This is a genomic window from Winogradskyella jejuensis, from assembly GCF_900129745.1.
Taxonomy (GTDB): domain Bacteria; phylum Bacteroidota; class Bacteroidia; order Flavobacteriales; family Flavobacteriaceae; genus Winogradskyella; species Winogradskyella jejuensis.
Genome location: NZ_FQWS01000001.1, coordinates 892,922 through 914,483, shown reverse-complemented (window position 1 = coordinate 914,483; position 21,562 = coordinate 892,922). Strand labels below are relative to the sequence as shown.

The 21,562-nt window shown below is 33.2% G+C and carries 17 protein-coding genes; 4 read left to right on the top strand and 13 right to left on the bottom strand.

What is annotated here, in order from left to right:
• Positions 1–82: 82 nt before the first annotated feature.
• Positions 83–2,146 carry a M13 family metallopeptidase gene (locus BUB95_RS04270; protein WP_073083542.1) on the top strand — a complete coding sequence of 688 codons (2,064 nt, stop codon included), beginning with the start codon at positions 83–85 and terminating at the stop codon, positions 2,144–2,146.
• A gap of 78 nt (positions 2,147–2,224) precedes the next feature.
• Here BUB95_RS04270 and BUB95_RS04265 read toward each other — a convergent pair whose 3' ends face one another.
• Entirely contained in the window at positions 2,225–2,917 is a 693-nt protein-coding gene (locus BUB95_RS04265; RefSeq protein ID WP_073083540.1) for a type 2 periplasmic-binding domain-containing protein, read from the bottom strand.
• A gap of 69 nt (positions 2,918–2,986) precedes the next feature.
• The gene (locus BUB95_RS04260) at positions 2,987–3,805 is read right to left on the bottom strand and encodes a Rossmann-fold NAD(P)-binding domain-containing protein (RefSeq protein WP_073083538.1); all 819 of its coding nucleotides are present in this window, start codon (positions 3,803–3,805) and stop codon (positions 2,987–2,989) included.
• Between the two features lie 104 nt (positions 3,806–3,909).
• On the opposite strand from BUB95_RS04260, the gene BUB95_RS04255 reads away from it, so the two are divergent.
• Complete coding sequence (locus tag BUB95_RS04255) at positions 3,910–4,389, top strand: CBS domain-containing protein (RefSeq protein WP_073083536.1); 480 nt, start codon at positions 3,910–3,912, stop codon at positions 4,387–4,389.
• Here the strand turns inward: BUB95_RS04255 and BUB95_RS04250 are convergent.
• Positions 4,386–4,736, bottom strand: a complete 351-nt coding sequence (locus BUB95_RS04250) for a hypothetical protein (RefSeq protein WP_073083534.1) — start codon at positions 4,734–4,736, stop codon at positions 4,386–4,388. The genes BUB95_RS04255 and BUB95_RS04250 overlap by 4 nt on opposite strands.
• Positions 4,729–5,235 (bottom strand): GNAT family N-acetyltransferase, encoded by a 507-nt coding sequence (locus tag BUB95_RS04245; protein WP_262508111.1) that lies wholly within the window; start codon positions 5,233–5,235, stop codon positions 4,729–4,731. The genes BUB95_RS04250 and BUB95_RS04245 overlap by 8 nt, the downstream gene beginning before the upstream one ends.
• 230 nt (positions 5,236–5,465) lie before the next feature.
• On the opposite strand from BUB95_RS04245, the gene BUB95_RS04240 reads away from it, so the two are divergent.
• On the top strand, positions 5,466–5,798 hold the full coding sequence (locus BUB95_RS04240; RefSeq protein WP_073083529.1) for a single-stranded DNA-binding protein: 333 nt from the start codon (positions 5,466–5,468) through the stop codon (positions 5,796–5,798).
• A gap of 69 nt (positions 5,799–5,867) precedes the next feature.
• Here the strand turns inward: BUB95_RS04240 and BUB95_RS04235 are convergent, their stop codons facing one another.
• The 5 genes from BUB95_RS04235 to BUB95_RS04215 all read right to left on the bottom strand — a co-directional run bounded on the left by BUB95_RS04235 (position 5,868) and on the right by BUB95_RS04215 (position 10,428).
• On the bottom strand, positions 5,868–7,265 hold the full coding sequence (locus tag BUB95_RS04235; RefSeq protein ID WP_159432635.1) for a T9SS type A sorting domain-containing protein: 1,398 nt from the start codon (positions 7,263–7,265) through the stop codon (positions 5,868–5,870).
• 123 nt (positions 7,266–7,388) lie between these two features.
• Complete coding sequence (locus BUB95_RS04230; RefSeq protein WP_073083524.1) at positions 7,389–7,793, bottom strand: hypothetical protein; 405 nt, start codon at positions 7,791–7,793, stop codon at positions 7,389–7,391.
• A 32-nt stretch (positions 7,794–7,825) separates the two neighbouring features.
• The gene (locus BUB95_RS04225) at positions 7,826–8,374 is read right to left on the bottom strand and encodes a carboxymuconolactone decarboxylase family protein (RefSeq protein WP_073083522.1); all 549 of its coding nucleotides are present in this window, start codon (positions 8,372–8,374) and stop codon (positions 7,826–7,828) included.
• A 384-nt stretch (positions 8,375–8,758) separates the two neighbouring features.
• Positions 8,759–9,601: a helix-turn-helix domain-containing protein gene (locus BUB95_RS04220; protein WP_073083519.1), complete on the bottom strand. Its 843-nt coding sequence runs from the start codon at positions 9,599–9,601 to the stop codon at positions 8,759–8,761.
• A 305-nt stretch (positions 9,602–9,906) separates the two neighbouring features.
• Entirely contained in the window at positions 9,907–10,428 is a 522-nt protein-coding gene (locus BUB95_RS04215) for a ferritin (protein ID WP_073083517.1), read from the bottom strand.
• Positions 10,429–10,556: 128 nt separating this feature from the next.
• On the opposite strand from BUB95_RS04215, the gene BUB95_RS04210 reads away from it, so the two are divergent.
• Positions 10,557–13,136 carry a phosphoenolpyruvate carboxylase gene (locus BUB95_RS04210; RefSeq protein ID WP_073083515.1) on the top strand — a complete coding sequence of 860 codons (2,580 nt, stop codon included), beginning with the start codon at positions 10,557–10,559 and terminating at the stop codon, positions 13,134–13,136.
• Here the strand turns inward: BUB95_RS04210 and BUB95_RS04205 are convergent.
• The 4 genes from BUB95_RS04205 to metG form a co-directional block, all read right to left on the bottom strand.
• Positions 13,133–14,035, bottom strand: a complete 903-nt coding sequence (locus BUB95_RS04205) for a histone deacetylase family protein (RefSeq protein ID WP_073083512.1) — start codon at positions 14,033–14,035, stop codon at positions 13,133–13,135. The two genes, BUB95_RS04210 and BUB95_RS04205, sit on opposite strands and share 4 nt — an antisense overlap.
• Positions 14,036–16,456 (bottom strand): hypothetical protein, encoded by a 2,421-nt coding sequence (locus BUB95_RS04200; RefSeq protein ID WP_073083510.1) that lies wholly within the window; start codon positions 16,454–16,456, stop codon positions 14,036–14,038.
• A gap of 564 nt (positions 16,457–17,020) precedes the next feature.
• Positions 17,021–19,426, bottom strand: a complete 2,406-nt coding sequence (locus BUB95_RS04195; protein WP_073083508.1) for a hypothetical protein — start codon at positions 19,424–19,426, stop codon at positions 17,021–17,023.
• Between the two features lie 51 nt (positions 19,427–19,477).
• Complete coding sequence (metG, locus tag BUB95_RS04190) at positions 19,478–21,559, bottom strand: methionine--tRNA ligase (protein WP_073083505.1); 2,082 nt, start codon at positions 21,557–21,559, stop codon at positions 19,478–19,480.
• Positions 21,560–21,562: the final 3 nt, after the last annotated feature.

Genomic DNA, 21,562 nt, shown 5'->3' with positions numbered 1-21,562 from the left:
AATTCCTGTTTACATGTAACATTTTTTTGTGATAAAGGTCTTATGTATAACTAATGTAATTACAAACTAATTAATAATCACCATGAAAACAAAAGTTAGTCGCGTTCTAGCGACCTTAGTTTTGGCATGTTTTACAATTATTGCTTGTAAAGAAGAAGCCAAAGAAAAAACTGCTATGGCAGAGGAAATTCCAGGTATTATTCTGGAAAATATGGACACAAGTGTGAGCCCTAAGGAAGATTTTTACAACTACGTTAATGGAAGTTGGATGAAAACAAATTCCATCCCAGATGATGAAAGTCGTTGGGGTGGTTTTGGAGTTTTACGTAAATCTACTAGAAACGATGTTCTCGAAATCTTGAATACATCTAAAGAATTAGGAACTTACAAAGAAGGTAGTGACCAAAAAAAGGCGCTTCTCATTTTTGAATCTGAGTTAGACACTGTGGCTCGTAATGAAGCAGGAATAAAACCTATTCAGCCGCTTTTAAATAAAATTAATGGTATTTCTAACCTTAATGAAATGCAAAGTGTTTACGCCACTACACTTGGTGTTTCTGCCCCATTTGCTGGCATAGGCGCAAATCCAGACCTTAATGATAGCAGTATGAATACTGCTTGGGTTTTTCCAGGAGGTTTAGGCTTACAGCGTGATTATTATTTAGATCAAGACGAAAAAACAAAAGAAATAAGGGTTAAGTATGTCAATCACATTACGCGCATGCTTCAATTTATAAATTATTCTGAAGCAGATGCAAGGAAAGCTGCAGAGCGTATTTTAGAGTTAGAAACGCAACTAGCAGAACCTAGATTAGATAAAGTGGCAAGTAGAGATATACGTAACTTTAATAACCCTACATCATTGCAAGATCTTCAAGCAATGGCACCATCTATGAACTGGCAAAAGCTTATTGATGACATGGGAATTGAAAAGCAATTAGATACCTTATTGGTTATGCAGCCAAAGTATATGAAAGCTATGGATGCTTTCTTAAAAGATACACCAATAGAAGATGTTAAGACATTAATGACTTGGAGTACATTAAACAATGCATCAGGATTTTTAACTACTGAAATTGAAAAAGCCAACTGGGAGTTTTACAGTAAAGAATTACGTGGCGCAAAAAAGCAAAGAAGTGCAGAAGAAAGAGCTCTTGGAACGGTTAATGGTAGTGTAGGTGAAGCTATTGGTAAGCTTTATGTAGATTCCAAATTCCCACCCGAAGCTAAAGAGAAAGCGGAGAAGATGATTGCAAATGTTATCAAAGCATTTCAAAATAGAATCCAAAAGTTAGATTGGATGACAGATGATACTAAAACCAAGGCCATTGAAAAACTAGATAAGTTTACAGTTAAAATTGCCTATCCAGACGAGTGGGAAGACTACTCAAAAATGGCAGTGAAAGAAGGTAATTCTTACGCAGAGAATATGCTGGCTGTAGGAGAGTGGGCGCAAAAGAAAAACTTATCAGAAATCAATGAGCCAGTAGATAAAAAACGTTGGGGAATGTCACCTCAAACGGTTAATGCTTACTTTAATCCTTTGAATAATGAGATTGTATTCCCAGCAGCTATACTTCAACCTCCATTTTACAATTATACTGCAGATGAAGCTGTAAATTATGGCGGTATTGGCGCAGTAATTGGTCATGAAATTTCTCATGCTTTTGATGATTCTGGTGCACGTTTTGATGGTGATGGAAATGTAAATAACTGGTGGACACCAGAAGATTTGGCTGAGTTTGAAAAAAGAGGAAAAGCGCTAGCTGATCAATATTCCGCTTTAGAAGTTCTAGATAGCGTCTATGTTAATGGACCGTTTACTTTAGGAGAAAATATTGGAGATTTAGGAGGAGTATTAGGTGCTTATGACGGATTACAGTTGTTTTTTGAAGAGAACGGAAGACCAGAAGACATAGATGGTTTTACAGCCGAGCAACGTTTCTTTATGTCTTGGGCTACAGTTTGGAGAACATTGATTAGAGAGGATGCGTTGAGAACGCAAATTAAAACAGACCCTCACTCGCCAGGAAACATTAGAGCAACTCAACCCCTAAAAAATATTGACGCATTTTACGAGGCATTTGATATTAAAGAAGGTGATGCGATGTATCTAGCTCCAGAGAAGCGTGTACGTATCTGGTAATAATAAAAACTATATATCATAAATAAAAAATCCCGCTGGCATGTCAGCGGGATTTTTTATTTGTCTTAATAACCTAGTTTAATTTTTAGGAGCTGCTTTTTTAGCTTCTAAGGCTTCGCGAGTACGTTTTGCCATATTAAAATTAGGATCAATAGTTAAGGCTTCGTTCACTAACTTTAGAGAAGCGTCTAAATTTGTTTGTTGATTCTCTTTAAATAAAGCCAAAGCTTTAAGATATAAAAATGCCGCCTTTAATGAGGTTTCGTAAGGACGTTGTGTTTCGTAAAATGCACGTTTCATATCGTCTTTTACATTAGCCAAACCATATTCTATCTTAGTCTTTGCAGCTACATCTTGGTTGTCTTGCATCATTAAATCTGCCAACTCGTAAGCTAACGGAGCACTTGGATTTCTATTGAATAAAACTTCATAATGCTCTATAGCTCGTTTAATCTCATTTAAGTTTTTAAGTGAAACGGCTTTTACTTCGACATTTAAATCAGAATCTGCTGCATTTTTTTCTATGCCTACAACATTTAAGGCTTGTAAGTATCGGCCTTCAGTTAAGTATAAGTAAGCTAAAGTATCTCTTCTGGCTTGCGAAGGTGTTAAAACTTCTAAATGCGTCATCGCATTTATAATACCTTGCACATCTCCTTGTGTTTTCATTTGTTTGTAAAAAGCTTCGTAGTGAGCTTTTAAATCTGCATTACCTTGAGCAAAACTTAGTGTCGAAACAAGTACTGCTACTGCAATAATAATCTTCTTCATTGTTAATTAATTTAGTGCGCCAAATCTATGAAAATTAATACTAAAAGGTCTTAAAAAGTTATTAATTTCCTAGAGGCCAGTTTTGTACTCATAATTCAAGAGTTGTGCCAGTTTAGAGCCATCAATAATTTTTCCTTTTGAAGGACTTTCATTTTTAAATTTTGGAAGGGCGAGATGGTGCTTTTTGCAATACATAGTGTAGTACTCCTTTTTAGTTGGATGATTTGGATAAGAAGCATTTAGCGTTGCATCCCAAAGTTGTTTTTCTATTATAGATTGAATGATTCCTATGCAATCGTCTTTATGGATAAGATTAACAGGTGCTTCAGGATTTTGAATATTTACTCTGCCTGAGAGTATTTTACCGGGATGGCGATGTGCATCGAACAATCCAGAGAATCTTAATATAGTTGTCTTAAAGTTAGTGTTCTCTTTAAGGGATTTTTCTATTTCTACAAGTTGCTTTGCTGATTCCAATGTACCATTAGGTGGTATTTGTTCTGTAATAGTAGGGAATGGGAAGGCGTCTGCATAAACCGAAGTGGAGCTTACATAAAGAACATACTTAACAGTACTTTTTTCAATGTAAGGCATTAGCTGAGCAATTTCTGCTACATGATTTTTATTAGGATTTTTTCTTAATCCAGGCGGAATGTTAATGATAAGTACTTCTGAATTTAAAAGAAATTCTTCAATATTACCCTCGATATTTGTTTCGTTTAAGCAAACTATAAAAGGTAGAATACCTTTTTCATTTAAGTCGATAAGTTTACTTTCGCTAGTAGTAGACCCTTTAATTAAGTATCCAGAGGCCTGTAATTTTTCGCCGAGAGTCAACCCTAACCAACCACAGCCTAGAATACTAATTTTAGTGTTTTTTACTTTCAAAATAAGATTCAGATTTCTCGCAAATATAAGATTGTGTAAGCATACATTTTTGTTTAACTCGTTAATTTTAAGTAACTTTAGTTTTCACGCAAAACATCAGGGTCATGGGTATTAAAAGTTTTCAAGGAGCTAGGAAGCAGCAAGGAAGTGTTCAAGAAAGAATACTGAGAGTTAAGGATTATATGTCAACAAATCTTATCACTTTTAAGCCTAATCAAAAGGTTCATTCTGTGGTTGAAGCTATTATAAAAAATAAGATTTCTGGTGGACCAGTAGTTAATGAAAAAAACGAATTAGTGGGTATTATCTCTGAGGGCGATTGCTTAAAGCAGCTTAGTGATAGCAGATATTACAACATGCCTTTGGAGGAAGACTTAGTAGAAAAGAGAATGATTAGAGATGTTGAAACCATAGATGGCAACATGGATATTTTTGATGCTGCCAACAAGTTTTTAAATTCCAAACGCCGTCGTTTTCCTATAGTAGAAAATGGTAAACTTGTTGGGCAAATTAGTCAGAAAGATATTCTAAAAGCTGCACTACAGCTTAAATCTGAAAATTGGAATAGCAAAACTAAAGGCTAGTCATTTCGTTTTACCAAAGCATAATAATCGCCATCTAGTGGCAAATAGCCTTGGTCGTATACAAAGTAATATATGGTACCTGCTTTTGTGGTGTATATGCTTGTAAAATAGTTGAAATCGAATCCTTTTTCTACTAACTTAGCTCTAGATGTTTTTGTCTTCTTATCTGGATTCAATTCTTCGAGTATCCTGTAGTTTTTTCTTAACCTGTTGTTAGTATTCCGGATAAGGTTTTTAGAGTCTTTGTTTATACGATTGTTATAAGCATTTCTGCAACCATCGCTACAGAATTTCTTATCAATCCGTCCAATTATTTTATCACCACATTCTGGACAAGCTTTACTCATAATTTTTGTTTTTAATACTATACCATCTTAAAGTACTTCCGTCTGTATGTTCAAAATCTTCTACGTAGTTTAATCCAATTTTCAGTAGCGCTTTGTGAGAGGCTACATTATCTATTTCTGTAATTCCATATATAGTTTCGATATTTAGAATATTGAAGCCATAATCTACCGAAGCTTTTCCAGCTTCTGTTGCATAACCTTTATTCCAATACTCAGGCATTAGTCTGTAACCCACATCATAGAAATTGGTATGGTCGTTAAAGGTATAATCGTCAATAAATCTTAAGCCAGACCAACCAATAAAATTACCACTTTCTTTTTCTAAAATTGCTAATCTGCATATACTGTGACTCTCATATTTCTGGATGCAATCTTCAATATATTTTTTGGACTCTGTTTTTTCTTTTACAGGGTTTTTTCCTAAAAATTCATGTACAATTGGGTTGGAGTCTAACTTAAAAAGAGCATCAATATCTTTTTTGTTGAATTCTCTTAGTATTAGGCGAGAGGTTTCAATATGGATTGGTTTTCTTTTGATTCTCTTGGAATTTAAAAGGATTAAGTCACTTTTGCAATATACTAATTATTCATTTACAAATGACTACAAATATTTACAAACGAATTTAAATATGTAATAACCGACTAAAATTTGCTTACCGTTAGATATTTGCACTGTCGAATTACAAACTCGATAGTATTAACTGTTTAATCATTAAAAATTTAGAACACATGAAAACATTAAGAAACAAAGTACAGTTGATTGGTAACTTAGGAAATGACCCAGAAATTGTAAACTTAGAATCAGGCAAAACATTAGCTAAATTTTCAATCGCTACAAATGAAAGTTACAAAAATGCTCAAGGCGAAAAAGTAACAGATACGCAATGGCACAATATTGTAGCTTGGGGAAAAACTGCACAAATTGTGGAAAAGTATGTAGGTAAAGGAAAAGAAGTTGCTATTGAAGGCAAATTGACTACTCGAAGCTGGGAGGACAAAGACGGTATAAAAAGGTATACAACAGAAGTTGTCTGCAGCGAATTATTAATGCTCGGTAAATAATAAAGTAAAATTAGTTTAATAAAAAAGGGGAACTTTATGCTCCCCTTTTTTATTTTAGAAATAATATAATTATTGTTTTATAATTTTTTTGGTAATTCTTAAGTCAGAACTTTTGCTTTCTATATTTAAGAAATACAATGCTTCGTCCAAACTACTCAAATTTGATATTGTAATCTCATTATTACGATTTATTATCTCAGATAAAACTACTCGGCCATTGATATCAACGATAGAAAAATTAAATTCTTGGGTAGTCAATTGAGGAGGCAAAGTAATTGTTAAGCTCTCAGTAAAAGGATTAGGACTAATCTTAACAGCTTCTATGCTGAAGTTATTAGTACTCAAAGACCCTTGGCATAAAGTCCAGCCCATATCTTCCATAAAGCCTAAGATTATATTTCCTGGGTCATGATTTGCTTCCCCAAAAGCTGAAAATGGCGTCATCAGAGCATGAGGAGTACCATTAAATGTGGCTTCATCAAGATGACTATAACTAGACCCTCCATTAAAGGTAGTAGGCGCATATGTCCTTGGTTGGTCTCCACCATTCTGACTTAAGGCAATAGGAGCATTTATTGATAAATTCTCTCCTGTAAGTTGGTCTCTTAATTGAGTATTAGATGGAGTTGTTGGGTCAGGATATCTAGCTTCGTCAAGAATAGGAGGAGTATCTGGATTTAATGGATCACCAAAATTAAACTCAAATCCATCTACATAAGTATCCCAAATACTTACATGATTAGATGATGCTGATACAGAAAAACCAGATTGGTCTCTTCTAATTGCTATTTCTCCATTATTAAGTTCAACACCAAATCCAGCAATACCTAGGCCATGACCTAATTCGTGTAGCACAACAGTCACAAAATCAAATCGATTACTTGGTGGATTCGCATCCAAACCAAAATACCAATCATTTCTATTGCTATTAAAATTACACGTTATATCAACAGATTGGCCTAATGCACCATCACTGTCTTCACCTATTAGTTTTTCGTAAAGAGCGGCAGGATAAAGTATTTGCGCAAAAGGATTAGTAGGACCACCTGGAAGTTCTTCGTAAAATGCTGGCGATGCAGAGCCTAAATTTGTAGCTGCTGCAGGAGCAAAATTAGCATTAACTCTAATTGGGACAGGAGAATCAACTAAACTAGCCCATATGTCTACAGCAAATTGAAATGCAATTTGAGCTTCGCCAGGACCACCAAATAAATCAGGCGGAAATCCATTGTAACTGACTATAAATGAAGAGCAAGGATTAGATGACCTACCTTCCATTTTTTCTATCACAGACTCTCGTCGCTGAATACTAAAATCACTTACATCTTCTACAGCAGGAATTTCACAAATAGGTTTATTTATTTGAATAGTTTGATTATCATCTGATAAAGAATTTTGAGAAAAGGAATAGTTGTAAACAAAAAACAAGGTGAACGCAAATATCGTTCTTAAGTAGTTTCTTTTCATAATAATTGAATTTGCTTTTTTTAAGATGTAAAAATAGCGAAACACTAACATTTTTAATTCCGATTTAACAAAAAAAGGAAGGATTTTCTATAACCCTCCCCTTTTTTAAGTATTTACTTACAATTATTTTATAACCAAAATATATTGAGGTGTTTTATTTAGCGGACAAAAATATACATATTCGCCTTTTGTTAGTTTTGTGGTGTTAGATGTTTCTGTCTTTCCTTCTTTTACAACGCTTGTAACATAAGCTGCTTGTATGTGGTTTTTTGGGTTGTTAGCATCTTTACCTTTTGGTACTAAAACAAATCCAACATCGGTACCAGCATTATTATTTGCGATTTCAAAAATATAGGCACCTTCACTGATGGTTAAAGATTTTTGTGTAAAGGCTCCTTTAGTTTGTTCTAAAGAGATGGTTTTTACTTCATCACCTTTTATCATGGTGTCTTTTTTCATTTTGTCTTGTGCATTTAATACGGTAACAAATGCTAAAGCGATAACTAGGATTGAAATGATTTTTTTCATGTTTTTTGTGTTTTTGATATATATATAATTAATTAGACGGTTTCTAATTCTAAAGGTTGAGCTACAGGAAAGTCAACAGGAATTTTTGTAGTGCTGTGGATATAGTTAGAAATGGTTTTGTCTCCTACTAAAGAGATGGCATCGATAAGATTTGCTTTTGTATAACCTGCATTAAAAAAGTTTTCCAATACAGCATCATCGGTATTTCCGCGATTTTCAGTAATGTTTTTAGCTAGTTTAGCTAAAGCGTTTAATTTGTTATTAACGGAAGAATAACCAGTTCTTAATTCTAATATTTGCTCATCTGTAAATCCATTCATTTTTCCTATTGCAGTATGTGCAGATAAACAATAAATACAATTATTTACTTGGCTAACAGCGAGGTTCACCACTTCTTTTTCTTTTGCAGAAAGTGATGTTTGTGCATTTGCAAAGTTGAGGTAATTTTCTAATGCGGTATCGCTATTAGCGTAAGTAGCATATAGATTAGGAACAAATCCTAAGGCTTTTGTTAAATTGTCGAAAATTACTTGATTATTTTCGCTTACATCTTCTCTAGTTGGTACATTAAATGTGATCATAATATTATTTTATTTGTTATTAATTGTGTTTTCTGAAATGATTTTCAGTTATAAAATTTGTTGGTACAAAGGTGAATCGATTCCTCTTTATATAGAATGTAAATTCTTCCTATTGAGTTGTCAATAATTCCCGAATTAATTTTCGCTAATAAATGGTTGTTCAGAATCGCAATAGTAATCATGTATAAATTTATGTTCGCAATGCGAATTTGGACTGATAGTATTTAAGATTCTTTTTGGTGTCTTTCTGAATATTTCTATTAGATTAAATAGAGATTTGTGCGTAGTTTTCATCTTTTTATTGTTTTAATATTACAATGCAAAGATGCGTTAGGGAGAAGTGGTAAAGAATGAAGATATCGCCCTAAGACTTGTCAATTTTTCCTAAGACACGTCTTTAAGCTGCTTTTTAAAGTCTGATGGAGAAAGCAAAGTATGCTTTTTAAATAATCTACTGAGATGCGAAGCGTCGTCAAAACCAACTTCGTATGCAATTTCCTTTGCTGTCTTATCTGTATAAATAAGAAGTCGTTTAGCTTCTAGTACAATGCGCTCGTGGATTATTTGAAGCGGACTTTGATTAAGTTTTGCAAAGTTATTAGATAAGGTTTTGGGAGATTTGTAGAGCTTATCTGCGTAAAAACCTACACTATGTTCGTTTCTAAAATGTTGCTCTACTAAAAAATTAAATGAGCGTAATAAATCTACTTTTGAGCTTTTAGGGGTTTCCATAATCCCTTCTTTAGTTTTTAAAAGACGAGTGCACTTTATAATAAACCTGGCCATTAGCATACGAAGCATCTCAGCTTGTATATTATCTTTTGTCTCTAACTCTTCTATAAAAACATGATGAAGCATATTAAATTTAGACAACTCATCATCCTCTAGATTTATTACAGGTATATTTGAGTTTCCAAAAAATAGAATTCCAGTGCAGCTTACTTCTTTATCATGGTCTTTTATGCAATAAAATTCTCGATTAAATTGATAAATAACAACATCTTCAATAGTTATGGCTTGAAGGTATTGTATTGGTGTAAGCGCAAGTATGCTATTGGGCTCTAGTGTAAATGGAATACTATCAATAACTAAATCAATAGGCTTGTCTCTTGTCCAAATAAAGGTGTAGTATTCTGTTTGTCTAGCAGAACTAAAATCTTCTAGTGCTTTTTTATCCTTTATCTGTAATAGAGCTTTAGTAGAAAACTCTTTAAATTGGTATTGCATGAAACTTTGTCATAAGTTCGTAGAGGAACTTACAGTATTCTAAAAATAAAGAAAGCGACTTTAATCTAAGCCACTTTTTTAAGTAAATCAAAGCAAGGACACTTTTTGCAACGTTTGTGCTCTGCTTTTTTATATTTTTTACAGCACTTGGACTTAACCTTAATTGAGTCTTTTAGCGCAGAATTTTTAAGAACTTTTATACGTTCTTTTTTTAGTTTTTTATCCTTTTTCTTTTTGCCCATTATTTGACCAGAATAATGATGCAAAAATAACTATTTAAATTTAATCTAAATAAAATTTAACATTTATGCGCCTGGCTCTGGTGCTGCAGAACTTACAACAGTTAATTGCTGAATATCTCTATCAAAGAGATACAATCCGCCTTTGTCATCACCAATCATATTTATTTTATCTAGTATTGTTCTCGCTGTAGCTTCTTCTTCGATTTGCTCGGCAACATACCATTGTAAAAAGTTGTGTGTTGCATAGTCTTTTTCTTGAAGTGAAATATGAACCAGTTCATTTATACTTTCAGAGACATAGATTTCATGTTCCAAAAGCTTCTCAAACATTTGTCGGAAAGAATCAAAAGACACATTTGGCGCAGCAAGTTCACTTACGTGTGCATGACCGCCACGTTCGTTTACAAACTTTACCAATTTAAGCATATGCTCGCGTTCTTCATCAGATTGGTCGTACATGAAATTGGAAATTCCTTCTAGCCCTTTTACTTCTGCCCAAACAGCCATAGCTAAATAGACCTGAGAAGACTCAGCTTCAATTCTTATCTGTTTGTTCAATGCAGTTTCTATAGTTTTTGATAACATAGCTTGAGTTTTTATCAAAGATAAGCAGATAAAAATTGAAATAAAATAATTGTTACACTAACTAATGAGGTTTCGTTAAAACCAATGTTGTTTCTAAGTTTACTTTAGTATTTTTAATAAAAAAACAAATGTCTGTTAAGCCAAAACTTACTCGATTTAACCAACAGGTTTTACAAAAATATCAAGTGTATAACGGTATATTCATGAACTTACCTTTTGATACACTTTCTAAAACTGTTGCACTTTTACCCTTGTTTTATGAAACTTGTAAAAAAGGGTTCGATAGAGGCGATGACCCAACAACAATTGTAGAAACTTTTTTTACTAAATACCAAGCAAGACGAAATAAGAAAAGTCAGATAAATCTACTTTTCAGATTTATACAATACATAGAGCGTCAGGTAGTGTTGTTTGATGCCGTAGAGGATGCAGCGTTTCCAGTTGTTAACAACATGGAAGGCCTAGGAACGCTTAGAAATTTAAAAGAAAATGCCGAGGCAGAAAATAAAAAGCAGCTTTTGCAAGAGTATCTCAAAAACTTTAAAGTCCGTATTGTTCTTACGGCACACCCAACACAGTTTTATCCAGGTGCTGTTTTAGGAATAATTACGGACTTGGCAAAAGCTGTAGAAAAAGACGATTTACAAGAGATAAATGAGTTGTTAGCTCAACTCGGAAAGACACCATTTTTTAAGGATAAAAAACCAACGCCTTATGATGAAGCCAAAAACTTAATCTGGTATCTAAAAAATGTTTTTTATCATTCCTTTGGCAATATTTACGATTACGCACAGCAGAATATTTTTGATGATCAAGAAATAGAAAATCCTATATTAAACATAGGTTTTTGGCCAGGCGGAGACCGTGACGGAAACCCTTTCGTAACACCAGAAATTACAAAAAATGTTGCAAAAAAACTTAAAGAGTCTGTCATTAAAAAATACATTAGAGATGTTAAGTACTTAAGGAGACGTCTTACATTCAAGGGTATTAGAGAGCGTATTATAGATTTAAATTATCGATTAGTTGATAGTTTGTTGAATAAAGAAAATGGAGTTTCAGTACAAGAATTTGCCAATGAACTACGAGAAATTAGAACGCAATTAATAGAACAACATCAATCCCTATACGTTGATAAAGTCACTAGTTTAATAAATAGAACCACATTGTTTGGGTACCATTTTGCAAGTTTAGATATCCGTCAAGATAGTCGAGTGCATGACGCCATGTTTAGAGCTTTAGTCAATGAACTTAAAGTCAATAAAAATGAAATATTTCCTGATAATTTCTTTGATTTAGACGAAAAGGCTCAAGTTCAAATCCTTTCAGAAGTTAAAGGCTCCATAGGAAATATTGACTTTAAGGACGAAATGGCTATTAATATTATTGAAACTATTAAAGCCATGAAGACTATTCAAACGTTAAATGGAGAAGCGGCTTGTAATCGATACATTATTAGTAACAACCAGACCACTCTTAATGTAATGCAACTTTTTGCAATGTTGAAGATAGTGGCTTTTAATGATAAACTTACAGCGGATATTGTACCTCTTTTTGAAACAGTTCCAGACCTTATTGCTGCACCAAAAGTTATGGAAGAGTTGTATACAGACCCAAATTATCGAGCACATTTAGAAGCTCGTGGTAATAAACAAACTATAATGCTTGGTTTTAGTGATGGTACAAAAGATGGTGGCTATTTAATGGCAAATTGGGGAATATTTAAAGCCAAAGAAGCCATGACAGAGATGTCTAGAAAATACGATATAGATGTTGTATTCTTTGATGGGCGTGGTGGGCCACCAGCTCGAGGAGGAGGAAAGACACATCAATTCTATGCTTCTCTTGGGCCGACCATTGAGGATAAAGAAATTCAGTTGACGATTCAAGGGCAAACGATTAGCTCTAATTTTGGGACACTTGCTTCATCTCAATACAACATGGAGCAACTTATAAGCTCAGGTATATCTAACCGATTAAATGATAAAAACCTAGAGATGTCTTCAAGGAATAAACAGGTTATGAATAATCTTGCAGACATTAGCTACAAAACTTATGTAGATTTTAAAAGCCATCCAAAATTTTTGGACTATTTACAGCATATGAGTACGCTAAAATACTATGCAAAAACAAATATTGGTAGTCGTCCTTCAAAACGAGGGAAGTCTTCAGCATTAGTGTTTTCAGATTTAAGGGCAATTCCTTTTGTAGGTAGTTGGAGTCAGCTAAAACAAAACGTGCCTGGTTTTTTTGGTGTAGGTACTGCGCTTAAGTTTTATGAGGAGAACAATGATTTTGATAAAGTAAAGCAGCTTTATAACGAATCGAAATTCTTTAAGACGCTTATAGAAAATAGTATGATGTCTTTAACCAAATCGTTTTTTGATTTAACAAAGTATATGCAAGACAATGATGAGTTTGGTGAGTTTTGGTCTCTTATTCACCAAGAGTATCAAACGAGTAAACGTTTAATTTTAAAATTAACAGGATATGAAACTCTAATGGAAAACGAACCTGTTGGGAAAGCATCAATCGAAGTTAGAGAGTCTATTGTTTTACCGTTGCTAACAATCCAGCAATATGCTTTAAAGAAAATAAAAGATTTAGAGAAAGCAGATGTTAAAGATGAGAAGCAGCTGGAGATTTTCGAAAAAATTGTAACGCGTGCTATGTTTGGAAATATTAATGCAAGTCGTAATTCCGCTTAAAAGAATAACTCTTGAGCTAGTCTAAAGGTATTTGCATGTGCATCTACTATAGTTTTTATATCAGGAGAATAGCCGCCTCCCATGGAGCACATCACGGGAATTTTATTTTTTAAACATTGCTGCAGTACAAAACGGTCTCGTTCTTTACAGCCATTTATACTCATTCCTAATTTTCCAAGTTTATCGGTTGAGATTATATCTACACCACATAAATAATAGATATAGTCGGGTTGTTGCTCATCGATTAATCTAGGTAAGGTGTCTTTAAGGATTTTGAGATACGTTTTGTCATCCGTACCATTTTCTAGTGCAATATCTAAATCACTTTTCTCTTTTTTGAAAGGATAATTATTGGCGCCGTGCATAGAAAAAGTAAATACGGAATTATCATTCTGAAATATCTCAGCTGTTCCGTTGCCTTGGTGTACATCCAAGTCAACGATTAATACCTTTTTAACCAATCCCTCATTTTGAAGATATCTAGCGCCAATAGCTTGGTCGTTTAGCATACAGAAGGCTTCGCCGCGATTGGTGTAGGCATGGTGTGTGCCACCTGCAATATTCATAGCTATTCCATGCTCCAAGGCATATGTACTAGCTTTTATAGTGCCATGAGCAATCAGTCGCTCTCGCTCCACTAAAACTTCGCTTAGCGGAAAACCTATTTTTCTTGCAGCACGTTGGTCTAAAGTTATATTAAGTAAGTCGTAGTAATATTCGGGTTCGTGTACGGCAACGATGTGCTTATCATTAGGGCGTTCTGGTTCAAAAAAATTATGCTTTGTGCATGTGCCTTCGTGCATCAATTGTTCTGGCAAAAGCTCATACTTTTCCATGGGAAATCGATGACCTTCTGGTAAGGGGTGTTTGTAAATAGGATGGTAGGCTATTTTGAGCAATTAATCAGGTATTTCAATTTTTAATTCTTGAGAAATATATTGATTATCATTTATTATACCTTCTATAAATAAGCTAATCATCTTAGTTTTTGTGTTGTATAACTTAAAGTTTGCTTTACCATTTTTATCTAGACTAATATTTGGTTTCCAGTCAATTGTGCCATATTCTTTAAAGAAGTCTGTATTGTAATAGAAATATTTGGGTGAGTAAAAGGTTTTATTTTTACTAAACAGTAATGGTAATTTGTAATCAACGATGTTGTTTGGTTTCTTTATAGGAGGCCCACCAGGAGTTAAGAAAATTTTTATATAACCTGCAGCACCTCTTATTCCTCCACCAATTCCGTAAGGTTCGTATTCAATATAATCAACTTGATCCATGGTAATAAAAGTAAGAATACCAAAATCAGATTTTCTGCCTGTTGTGGTTAATAAAGAAGAATTTAAGTATACTAATGGCGTTGGGTCTGTCCATCTTATCCTAGTATTTACTATACTGAGTCTACCAGAGAAAATATCATAATACGTATCGTAGCCACCAAGCCTTTGTATATAAGTATCTACTCGCATCCCAGTTAACTTAACATTGTCCTCTATAACTCTAAATTTTGCTGTTGTAGCCTTTTGTTGTAATTTTTCAACTTTAGTTTCTATACTATTAGCTTTAGAGTTAATAATAACTTCGTCAAGTTTGGTTGCGTTGTTAATATCAAAGGCGTTTAGATTTGTTTCATTTTTCAAATAAGTTTCTTCAATAGAATAAGTTTCCTCAATTGTATTAGACGCAATATTGAAATCAGGAAATTGAGAAGGGTAATATTGTAAATATATAGATGGTTTTTTGCCAATTTTTTTCTTTTTAGTATCGATATATCCAATCCTAAATAAGTCATCTTCGGTAGGGAAGGATTGTTTTATTGTAAACTCTTTTTCAGAGGCATTGATATCAAATAATTGCGTGCTATTTTTTGCTAATGGATATACGATATAAGACCCTATTTTGTCGTCATTTATATTTGCAACTATGTCAATTCCACGCTCAAACGGATAAATATACTCACGTTCATTTTTATCAAAAATAGTATTCCAGCAATAACTACTCCAGCCTTGTGTTAGCATAAGCAAGTCTAGATTATACTCAGTTTTGCGATTTCTATTTTTAAAATAAGCCCTTCCATTTTCTAAAAAACCATTGATGTATGGTTGAATATAAATTTGTGAAAGAATTGAGTTATGGTGATTGTAAGATTTTGTTTCTGTAGGTAATACGGAAATACTTAAGTTCGAATTTAAGTTGTTTTTCAAATTCTCGCTACTAATCGTGACTGATAAGCTATCTCTAATGGTAGAAACTTTTACTGACGAAATTTCGATACTCTTAATTTGATTAGCATTAAAATATAATCGTTCTAAAAGTGGTATATTTTCGTTATTAAAAATGGTGAAAATATTTATCCCTTTATATAAATCTACTTTAGGAAAAATTAAAATAGCGACACCGTCGTTATTAAAATTAAATGGAGTTAATTTCATTTCGCTTCCATTATGCAGAGCTATATTAAAATCATTATTTTTAATGATAGACTTAGTCTTATCATTAGCTGTAAGTTTTATACTCACTTTGTCTTTAGAAGAAACTAGACTCAGAGTAATTCCAATTTTTTTAATCTCGTTTATTGGAACTGAAATATTTTGCTTACCAGCAAATAAATTGACTTTGTAATTTTCATTTTCTTGTGGTGATAACAAAGCTTTAGCTAGCCCAACTTCATTTAATTGAAACTCGGAAATTATGTTATTATTACTATCTGTAATAGTGCCGTAAGCATTGGCAATACCATTACCAAATTGGGTTTTTGCCAAAATACCAACACTATTAGAAAGACCATAAATTATATGCCCCCCTTCACCTAATACCTGTAAATCAATTTTGATATCTTTTGTTTCTATAGGTTTGACACTGTCTAAATTATCAGCGTCAATAACTTTAAAAGTTTGTTCAAAATGGTTTTGTTCTTCAAAATTTCGCATCCAATTGGTGTATGCCTTGAAGGTAAAAACTCCCGTAGATAAAGTACTATCAATATCAAAGGCGTTTTTAGATATTCCATTATCTACCTTTATGAGTTTTTTCTTTATTACTTTTCCATTTGCGTCAGAAATCGTGCAATACAAATTATTAGTCATTTTTGAAGGCTCTTTGGTGAATTTATCAAAAACATAAGCCTGAAAACCCATTATTTCACCTTCAATATAGGTTGATTTATTTAGATGCACATAAGCAATTTCTCGAGGTGCTTCGGTGTAGGTTTCGTAAGCGTCTACGATATCTGAAGATTGCGCACTAGCACTAATTCCGTAAATAAAGAAGATTAAAAGAAAAGAGTAAATCGAGTTTTTTGATAGCGTAGTTTTAGACATAGTAAGAAATTTTCTATAAAATTCCTCAAAAATTATTCCGAAAGCTAGGTATTTAACTAATTTTTTACATAAGTATTAGCTTTCATACAAGAGTATAAAATATTTTTTATAAGGTTGACCTTACAGGTTAAATATGAGCAGTAACCATTATTAGTGTGAAAGAGAAGAATTTAAAAGCGTATAAGATGAAAGGATTTTGTCTCTTGGTCTATAATGGCATAATGAGGAATATCCTTTTTAAAAATTCTTAGAAATCGCTTAAAAACAAGGTCTTTGACTTATCCTTAGGCTATTATTTAAGGTCTCTATATCGAGATTCACAAAAGCCAACTTACTAGACTTTATAATTTTTTTACTATGAACAATGTTCAATTTTTACTTTACTTGTTCAATAAGAACTTCTAGATTCATAAAATAGTTATGTTTAAATATATAGATAATTGTTTAATGCATTTCAAATACAGTAAAGATGCAGCAGAGTCTTTATTATAGAGTATTTTTACTTCATCGACATTTTTGTGGAGATACACTCCAAGATTTCGTTTGGATTTCTGTTTTTTCGCTTTATTTTTTGTTTTCAATGGTAATCCTCTCTGAGATATATTGATTGTTGTTTACTATGCCTTCTATGAACAGTGTCATGTTGTTAGTATTGTAATCTGGTATTTTAACATGGGCTCTTCGATTTTTAATAGTTACTCGAGGAAACCAAGCAATAGTACCATATTCTCTAAAAAAATCAGAATTATAACTTTGGTACTTGGGCGTATAAAATGTTTTTTGGGCATTAAATTTTAATGGAAACTCATAAGATTTTGTAAATGCTTTTTGTTTTTCGATTAACGGATTAGTATAGATTTTAATGTAACCAGCACTACCTCTCGTTGTAGTACCTAATCCTGATTTAATATAGTATTCAATATATTCTACGTCGTAAGTCGTTAATGGAACAAGCGGTGATAGGTTAATACTAGAAGAATTAAAATTTAAAGGAGCATCGTTGAGATATACAAGCGGTATGTTATCACCAATTCGTATTCTGGGATTGCGTATTATCATTGCATTATTTTTATAATCAATTTGTGCTTGCCACCCTAAGGAACTAAGATATACATCTAGTTTAGTTTGTTGAAGTCTTTTAATTTTAGAAAGAATATCTACTTCGTAATATGTGGCTTTTTCTTTTAAAGCTTCTAATTGTGTTCTTCTGCTTTTACCTTTAATAACAACTTCATCCAATTTTGTTACTTTCGTGTTATTCCATGATTCGCTAAATATTTCGTTATAGTTAGAGGGCAATTGATTTATTGTAAATACTTCTTTTATTACTTTTATATATGGTTTAAATTTTGGAATTTTTGATGGATTGAATTGTAAAGATAATGACGGTTTTTCTTTAAGGCCCTTATTTTTAAGACCCAAATATCCAATTTTTAAAGAATCCTTATCTGTGGGGAAAATAGTTGATACATTGAAAAAATCTTCATCTTCCGGAACATCAAAAATTTGAGTATTCATATCTGAAAACGGATATAAAATGTAAGTTCCTGACTTTTTATTGTAAATATTGGCAGTAATATCAATGCCTTGTTCAAAAGGGTAGATTAGCTTGTCATCTTTAAAAGTAAAAATCTCCTTCCAGTCATAACTACTCCATCCTTGAGTTAGCATAAGTAAATCTAGATTAAAAGCTGTGGCTCTATCCTCAGATTCAAAATATTCGCTAGCATTTTCTAATCGTCCATTCACATAAGGTTGAATGTATAATTGAGAGAGTAGATTATTATGGTGGTTGTAAGATTTTGTACTAGACGGTAATACCGATATACTTAGGTTAGACCATTTAGACGTATCTATATTGTCTGCATTTAGAGTAATTTTTAAACTATCTTGTAAATGGGTTACCGTTGTGCCTACTAGTTTTTGTTTTAGAATGTTATTATTAAAATAGAGGCGTTCAAGAATAGGCTCATCATTTTGAGTAAAAATGGTAAATATGTTCATTTCGGAGAATAATTCATTCTTAGGGAAGCTTAAAATAACAGCACCATTTTTACTTAATGAAAAAGGTGTAGCAATAATATTACGACCATTATTGAGACCTATCTTGAACGTTTTATTTTTTAATAAGGACAAAGATTGCTTATTGGTTCTTACTTGTATACTTACTTTGTCTTTTAGAGATGTTAGATTCATTACAAGTCCGTTGGTTTTAATATTCTCAATTTTGGTAGAAATAGTACGGTCATTCAAAAAGAGATTTACATTATAAGATTGACCAAAATTAGGCTTGAATACTAATTTGGCAAGACCGACGGTATTTAATTGAAATTCTGATATGATTTCGTTAGTATTGGCATTGGTAATATTACCGTAGGCACTAGCAATTCCATAGCCGAACTGGTTTTTAGCAATAATACCAATCGTGTTTTGACTGTCATAAAGGATGTGACCACCTTCACCAACGACTTGTAAGTCTATCTTAAAATCATTAGGATTTACAGGTAATACACTTCTAAGATTATCAGCATCAATCACCTTAAAAGTTTGTTCATAGTGATTGTTTTCATCAAAATTACGCATCCAATTGGTGAAAGCTTTAAAGGTAAAAATACCTGTAGATAAGGTGCTATCTATATCAAATACATTTGATGCTACACCGTTAGTCACTCTTATGAGTTTTTTCGTAATAATAGCTCCACTTTCATTAGATATGGTACAGTAGAGATTAGAGGTCATTTTAGAGGGCTCCTTGGTATATTTATCAAAAACATAAGCCGTAAAGCCCATCATTTCACCTTCGATATAGGTAGATTTATTTAAATGAACATAAGCTATCTCACGCGGTGCTTCTGTGTAATTCTCATATTTCTCTACTATTACTGAAGACTGTGCATTGAGATTGATTATTACGCCAAAAAGAAAATAAGAAATGGAAAATAAATGAAAGTTAATTGTAGTTTTTTTCACAAAAAGAATTTTCTTTCAATTTCAAGAAATTCTATTAGAAAAACTATCTGATTAACTAATCTTTAAACCATTGCTAACACCATCACCTGCACTGAGCGGAGTCGAAGTGTCGGGATTTACAAACACCAAATCACCTTGCTCGTTTTCTGTCATAAGAATCATGCCTTGACTCTCTACACCTCGTAGTTTTCTTGGTGCAAGATTTACTAAAACCGTAACACGCTTGCCAACAACGTCTTCTGGTTTAAAACTTTCCGCTATGCCAGAAACAATGGTGCGTATGTCGATACCTGTATCTACTTTAAGCACTAAAAGTTTTTTTGTTTTAGGCATTTTTTCAGCTTCTAAAATAGTGCCAACTCGGATATCTAGTTTGGTGAAATCGTCAAAAGTAATTTCGTCTTTTTGAGGTTCAATAGTCTTATTAGCAGCTTCATTTGCTTTTTTACTTGCTTCGAGTTTGTCTAACTGTAGTTGAATGGTTTTATCTTCAATTTTAGAAAATAATAATTCAGCTTTTCCTATGGTGTGACCGGCAGGTAGAAGAATGTCTTTTTTTGTGACATCGTTCCATTGAGACGTTGAATCAAGTTTAGCATGACAAAGAATGTTTTTTAACTTATCTGAAGTAAATGGCAAAAATGGTTCGCTTAAAACCCCTAAAGCAGATGCAATTTGGAGCGCAACAAACATTACTGTTTTTGTGCGTTCTTCATCTGTTTTTATAGTTTTCCAAGGTTCTTCATCTGCTAAGTATTTATTACCTAATCGCGCTAAATTCATTAGCTCTTGGCTAGCCTCTCTAAAGCGGTAGCGTTCAATAGAACTAGAAATTACATAAGGATACGCTTTTACAGCAGCCAATGTCTCTTGGTCAACTAAAGATAAGTCACTAGGTTCTGGTACAACACCATTATAATACTTATTAGTGAGTACAACAACACGATTGATGAAGTTACCAAAAATGGCAACTAATTCGTTATTATTTCTAGCTTGAAAATCTTTCCAAGTAAAATCATTGTCTTTGCTTTCTGGAGCATTTGCCGTTAGTGCATAGCGTAACACATCTTGCTGATTTGGGAAATCTTGTAAATAATCTGGAAGCCAAACTGCCCAATTTTTAGAGGTGGATAGCTTATTGCCTTCTAGATTTAAGAATTCGTTTGCAGGCACATTTTCAGGTAAAATATAAGTGCCTTCAGCCTTTAGCATAGCTGGGAAAATAATACAGTGAAAGACAATATTGTCTTTACCTATAAAGTGAATTAAAGACGTGTTTTTGTCTTTCCAATAGTCTTCCCAATTTTTTCCTTCACGTTCTGCCCATTCTTTAGTAGCAGAAATATAACCTATCGGTGCATCGAACCAAACATACAACACCTTACCTTCACCACCTTCAACAGGTACAGGGATTCCCCAGTCTAAATCTCTGGTTACAGCACGCGGACGCAAACCATCATCAATCCAGGACTTTACTTGCCCGTAAACATTAGGTTTCCAGTCTTTTTTATGTCCTTCTAAAATCCATTCTTTTAAGAATTGCTCATGCTTGTTCAATGGCAAAAACCAATGTTTAGTTTCTTTGAGAGTCGGTACATTTCCTGTTATTGCAGATTTTGGGTTTATTAAGTCTGTGGCGTTATGACTAGTCCCACAGTTTTCGCATTGGTCGCCGTAAGCTTCCTCGAATCCACATTTAGGACAGGTTCCTGTAACAAAGCGATCTGCTAAAAACTGATTAGCTTCTGCATCGTAAAGTTGTTCTGAAACTTCTTCAACAAATTCGTTTTTATCGTATAGTGTTTTAAAAAATTCTGATGCGGTATTGTGATGAATCTTCGCCGATGTACGCGAGTAATTATCAAAAGAAATCCCAAAATCCTCAAACGATTGTTTGATAATCGCGTGGTATTTATCTACAATATCTTGAGGCGTAACACCTTCTTTTTTTGCTTTAATAGTAATAGGTACACCATGCTCATCACTCCCGCAAATAAAAGCAACATCGTTTCCTGTAAGGCGCAAATATCTGGAGTATATATCTGCAGGCACATATACACCAGCCAAATGCCCAATGTGTATTGGACCGTTAGTGTAAGGTAGCGCTGCTGTTATGGTGTATCTTTTAGACATCGT

Coding starts and splice junctions, on each gene's coding strand:
- BUB95_RS04270 (WP_073083542.1), top strand. CDS start 83: ATGAAAACAAAAGTTAGTCGCGTTCTAGCGACCTTAGTTTTGGCATGT.
- BUB95_RS04265 (WP_073083540.1), bottom strand. CDS start 2,917: ATGAAGAAGATTATTATTGCAGTAGCAGTACTTGTTTCGACACTAAGT.
- BUB95_RS04255 (WP_073083536.1), top strand. CDS start 3,910: ATGGGTATTAAAAGTTTTCAAGGAGCTAGGAAGCAGCAAGGAAGTGTT.
- BUB95_RS04250 (WP_073083534.1), bottom strand. CDS start 4,736: ATGAGTAAAGCTTGTCCAGAATGTGGTGATAAAATAATTGGACGGATT.
- BUB95_RS04240 (WP_073083529.1), top strand. CDS start 5,466: ATGAAAACATTAAGAAACAAAGTACAGTTGATTGGTAACTTAGGAAAT.
- BUB95_RS04235 (WP_159432635.1), bottom strand. CDS start 7,265: ATGAAAAGAAACTACTTAAGAACGATATTTGCGTTCACCTTGTTTTTT.
- BUB95_RS04230 (WP_073083524.1), bottom strand. CDS start 7,793: ATGAAAAAAATCATTTCAATCCTAGTTATCGCTTTAGCATTTGTTACC.
- BUB95_RS04225 (WP_073083522.1), bottom strand. CDS start 8,374: ATGATCACATTTAATGTACCAACTAGAGAAGATGTAAGCGAAAATAAT.
- BUB95_RS04220 (WP_073083519.1), bottom strand. CDS start 9,601: ATGCAATACCAATTTAAAGAGTTTTCTACTAAAGCTCTATTACAGATA.
- BUB95_RS04215 (WP_073083517.1), bottom strand. CDS start 10,428: ATGTTATCAAAAACTATAGAAACTGCATTGAACAAACAGATAAGAATT.
- BUB95_RS04210 (WP_073083515.1), top strand. CDS start 10,557: ATGTCTGTTAAGCCAAAACTTACTCGATTTAACCAACAGGTTTTACAA.
- BUB95_RS04200 (WP_073083510.1), bottom strand. CDS start 16,456: ATGTCTAAAACTACGCTATCAAAAAACTCGATTTACTCTTTTCTTTTA.
- metG (WP_073083505.1), bottom strand. CDS start 21,559: ATGTCTAAAAGATACACCATAACAGCAGCGCTACCTTACACTAACGGT.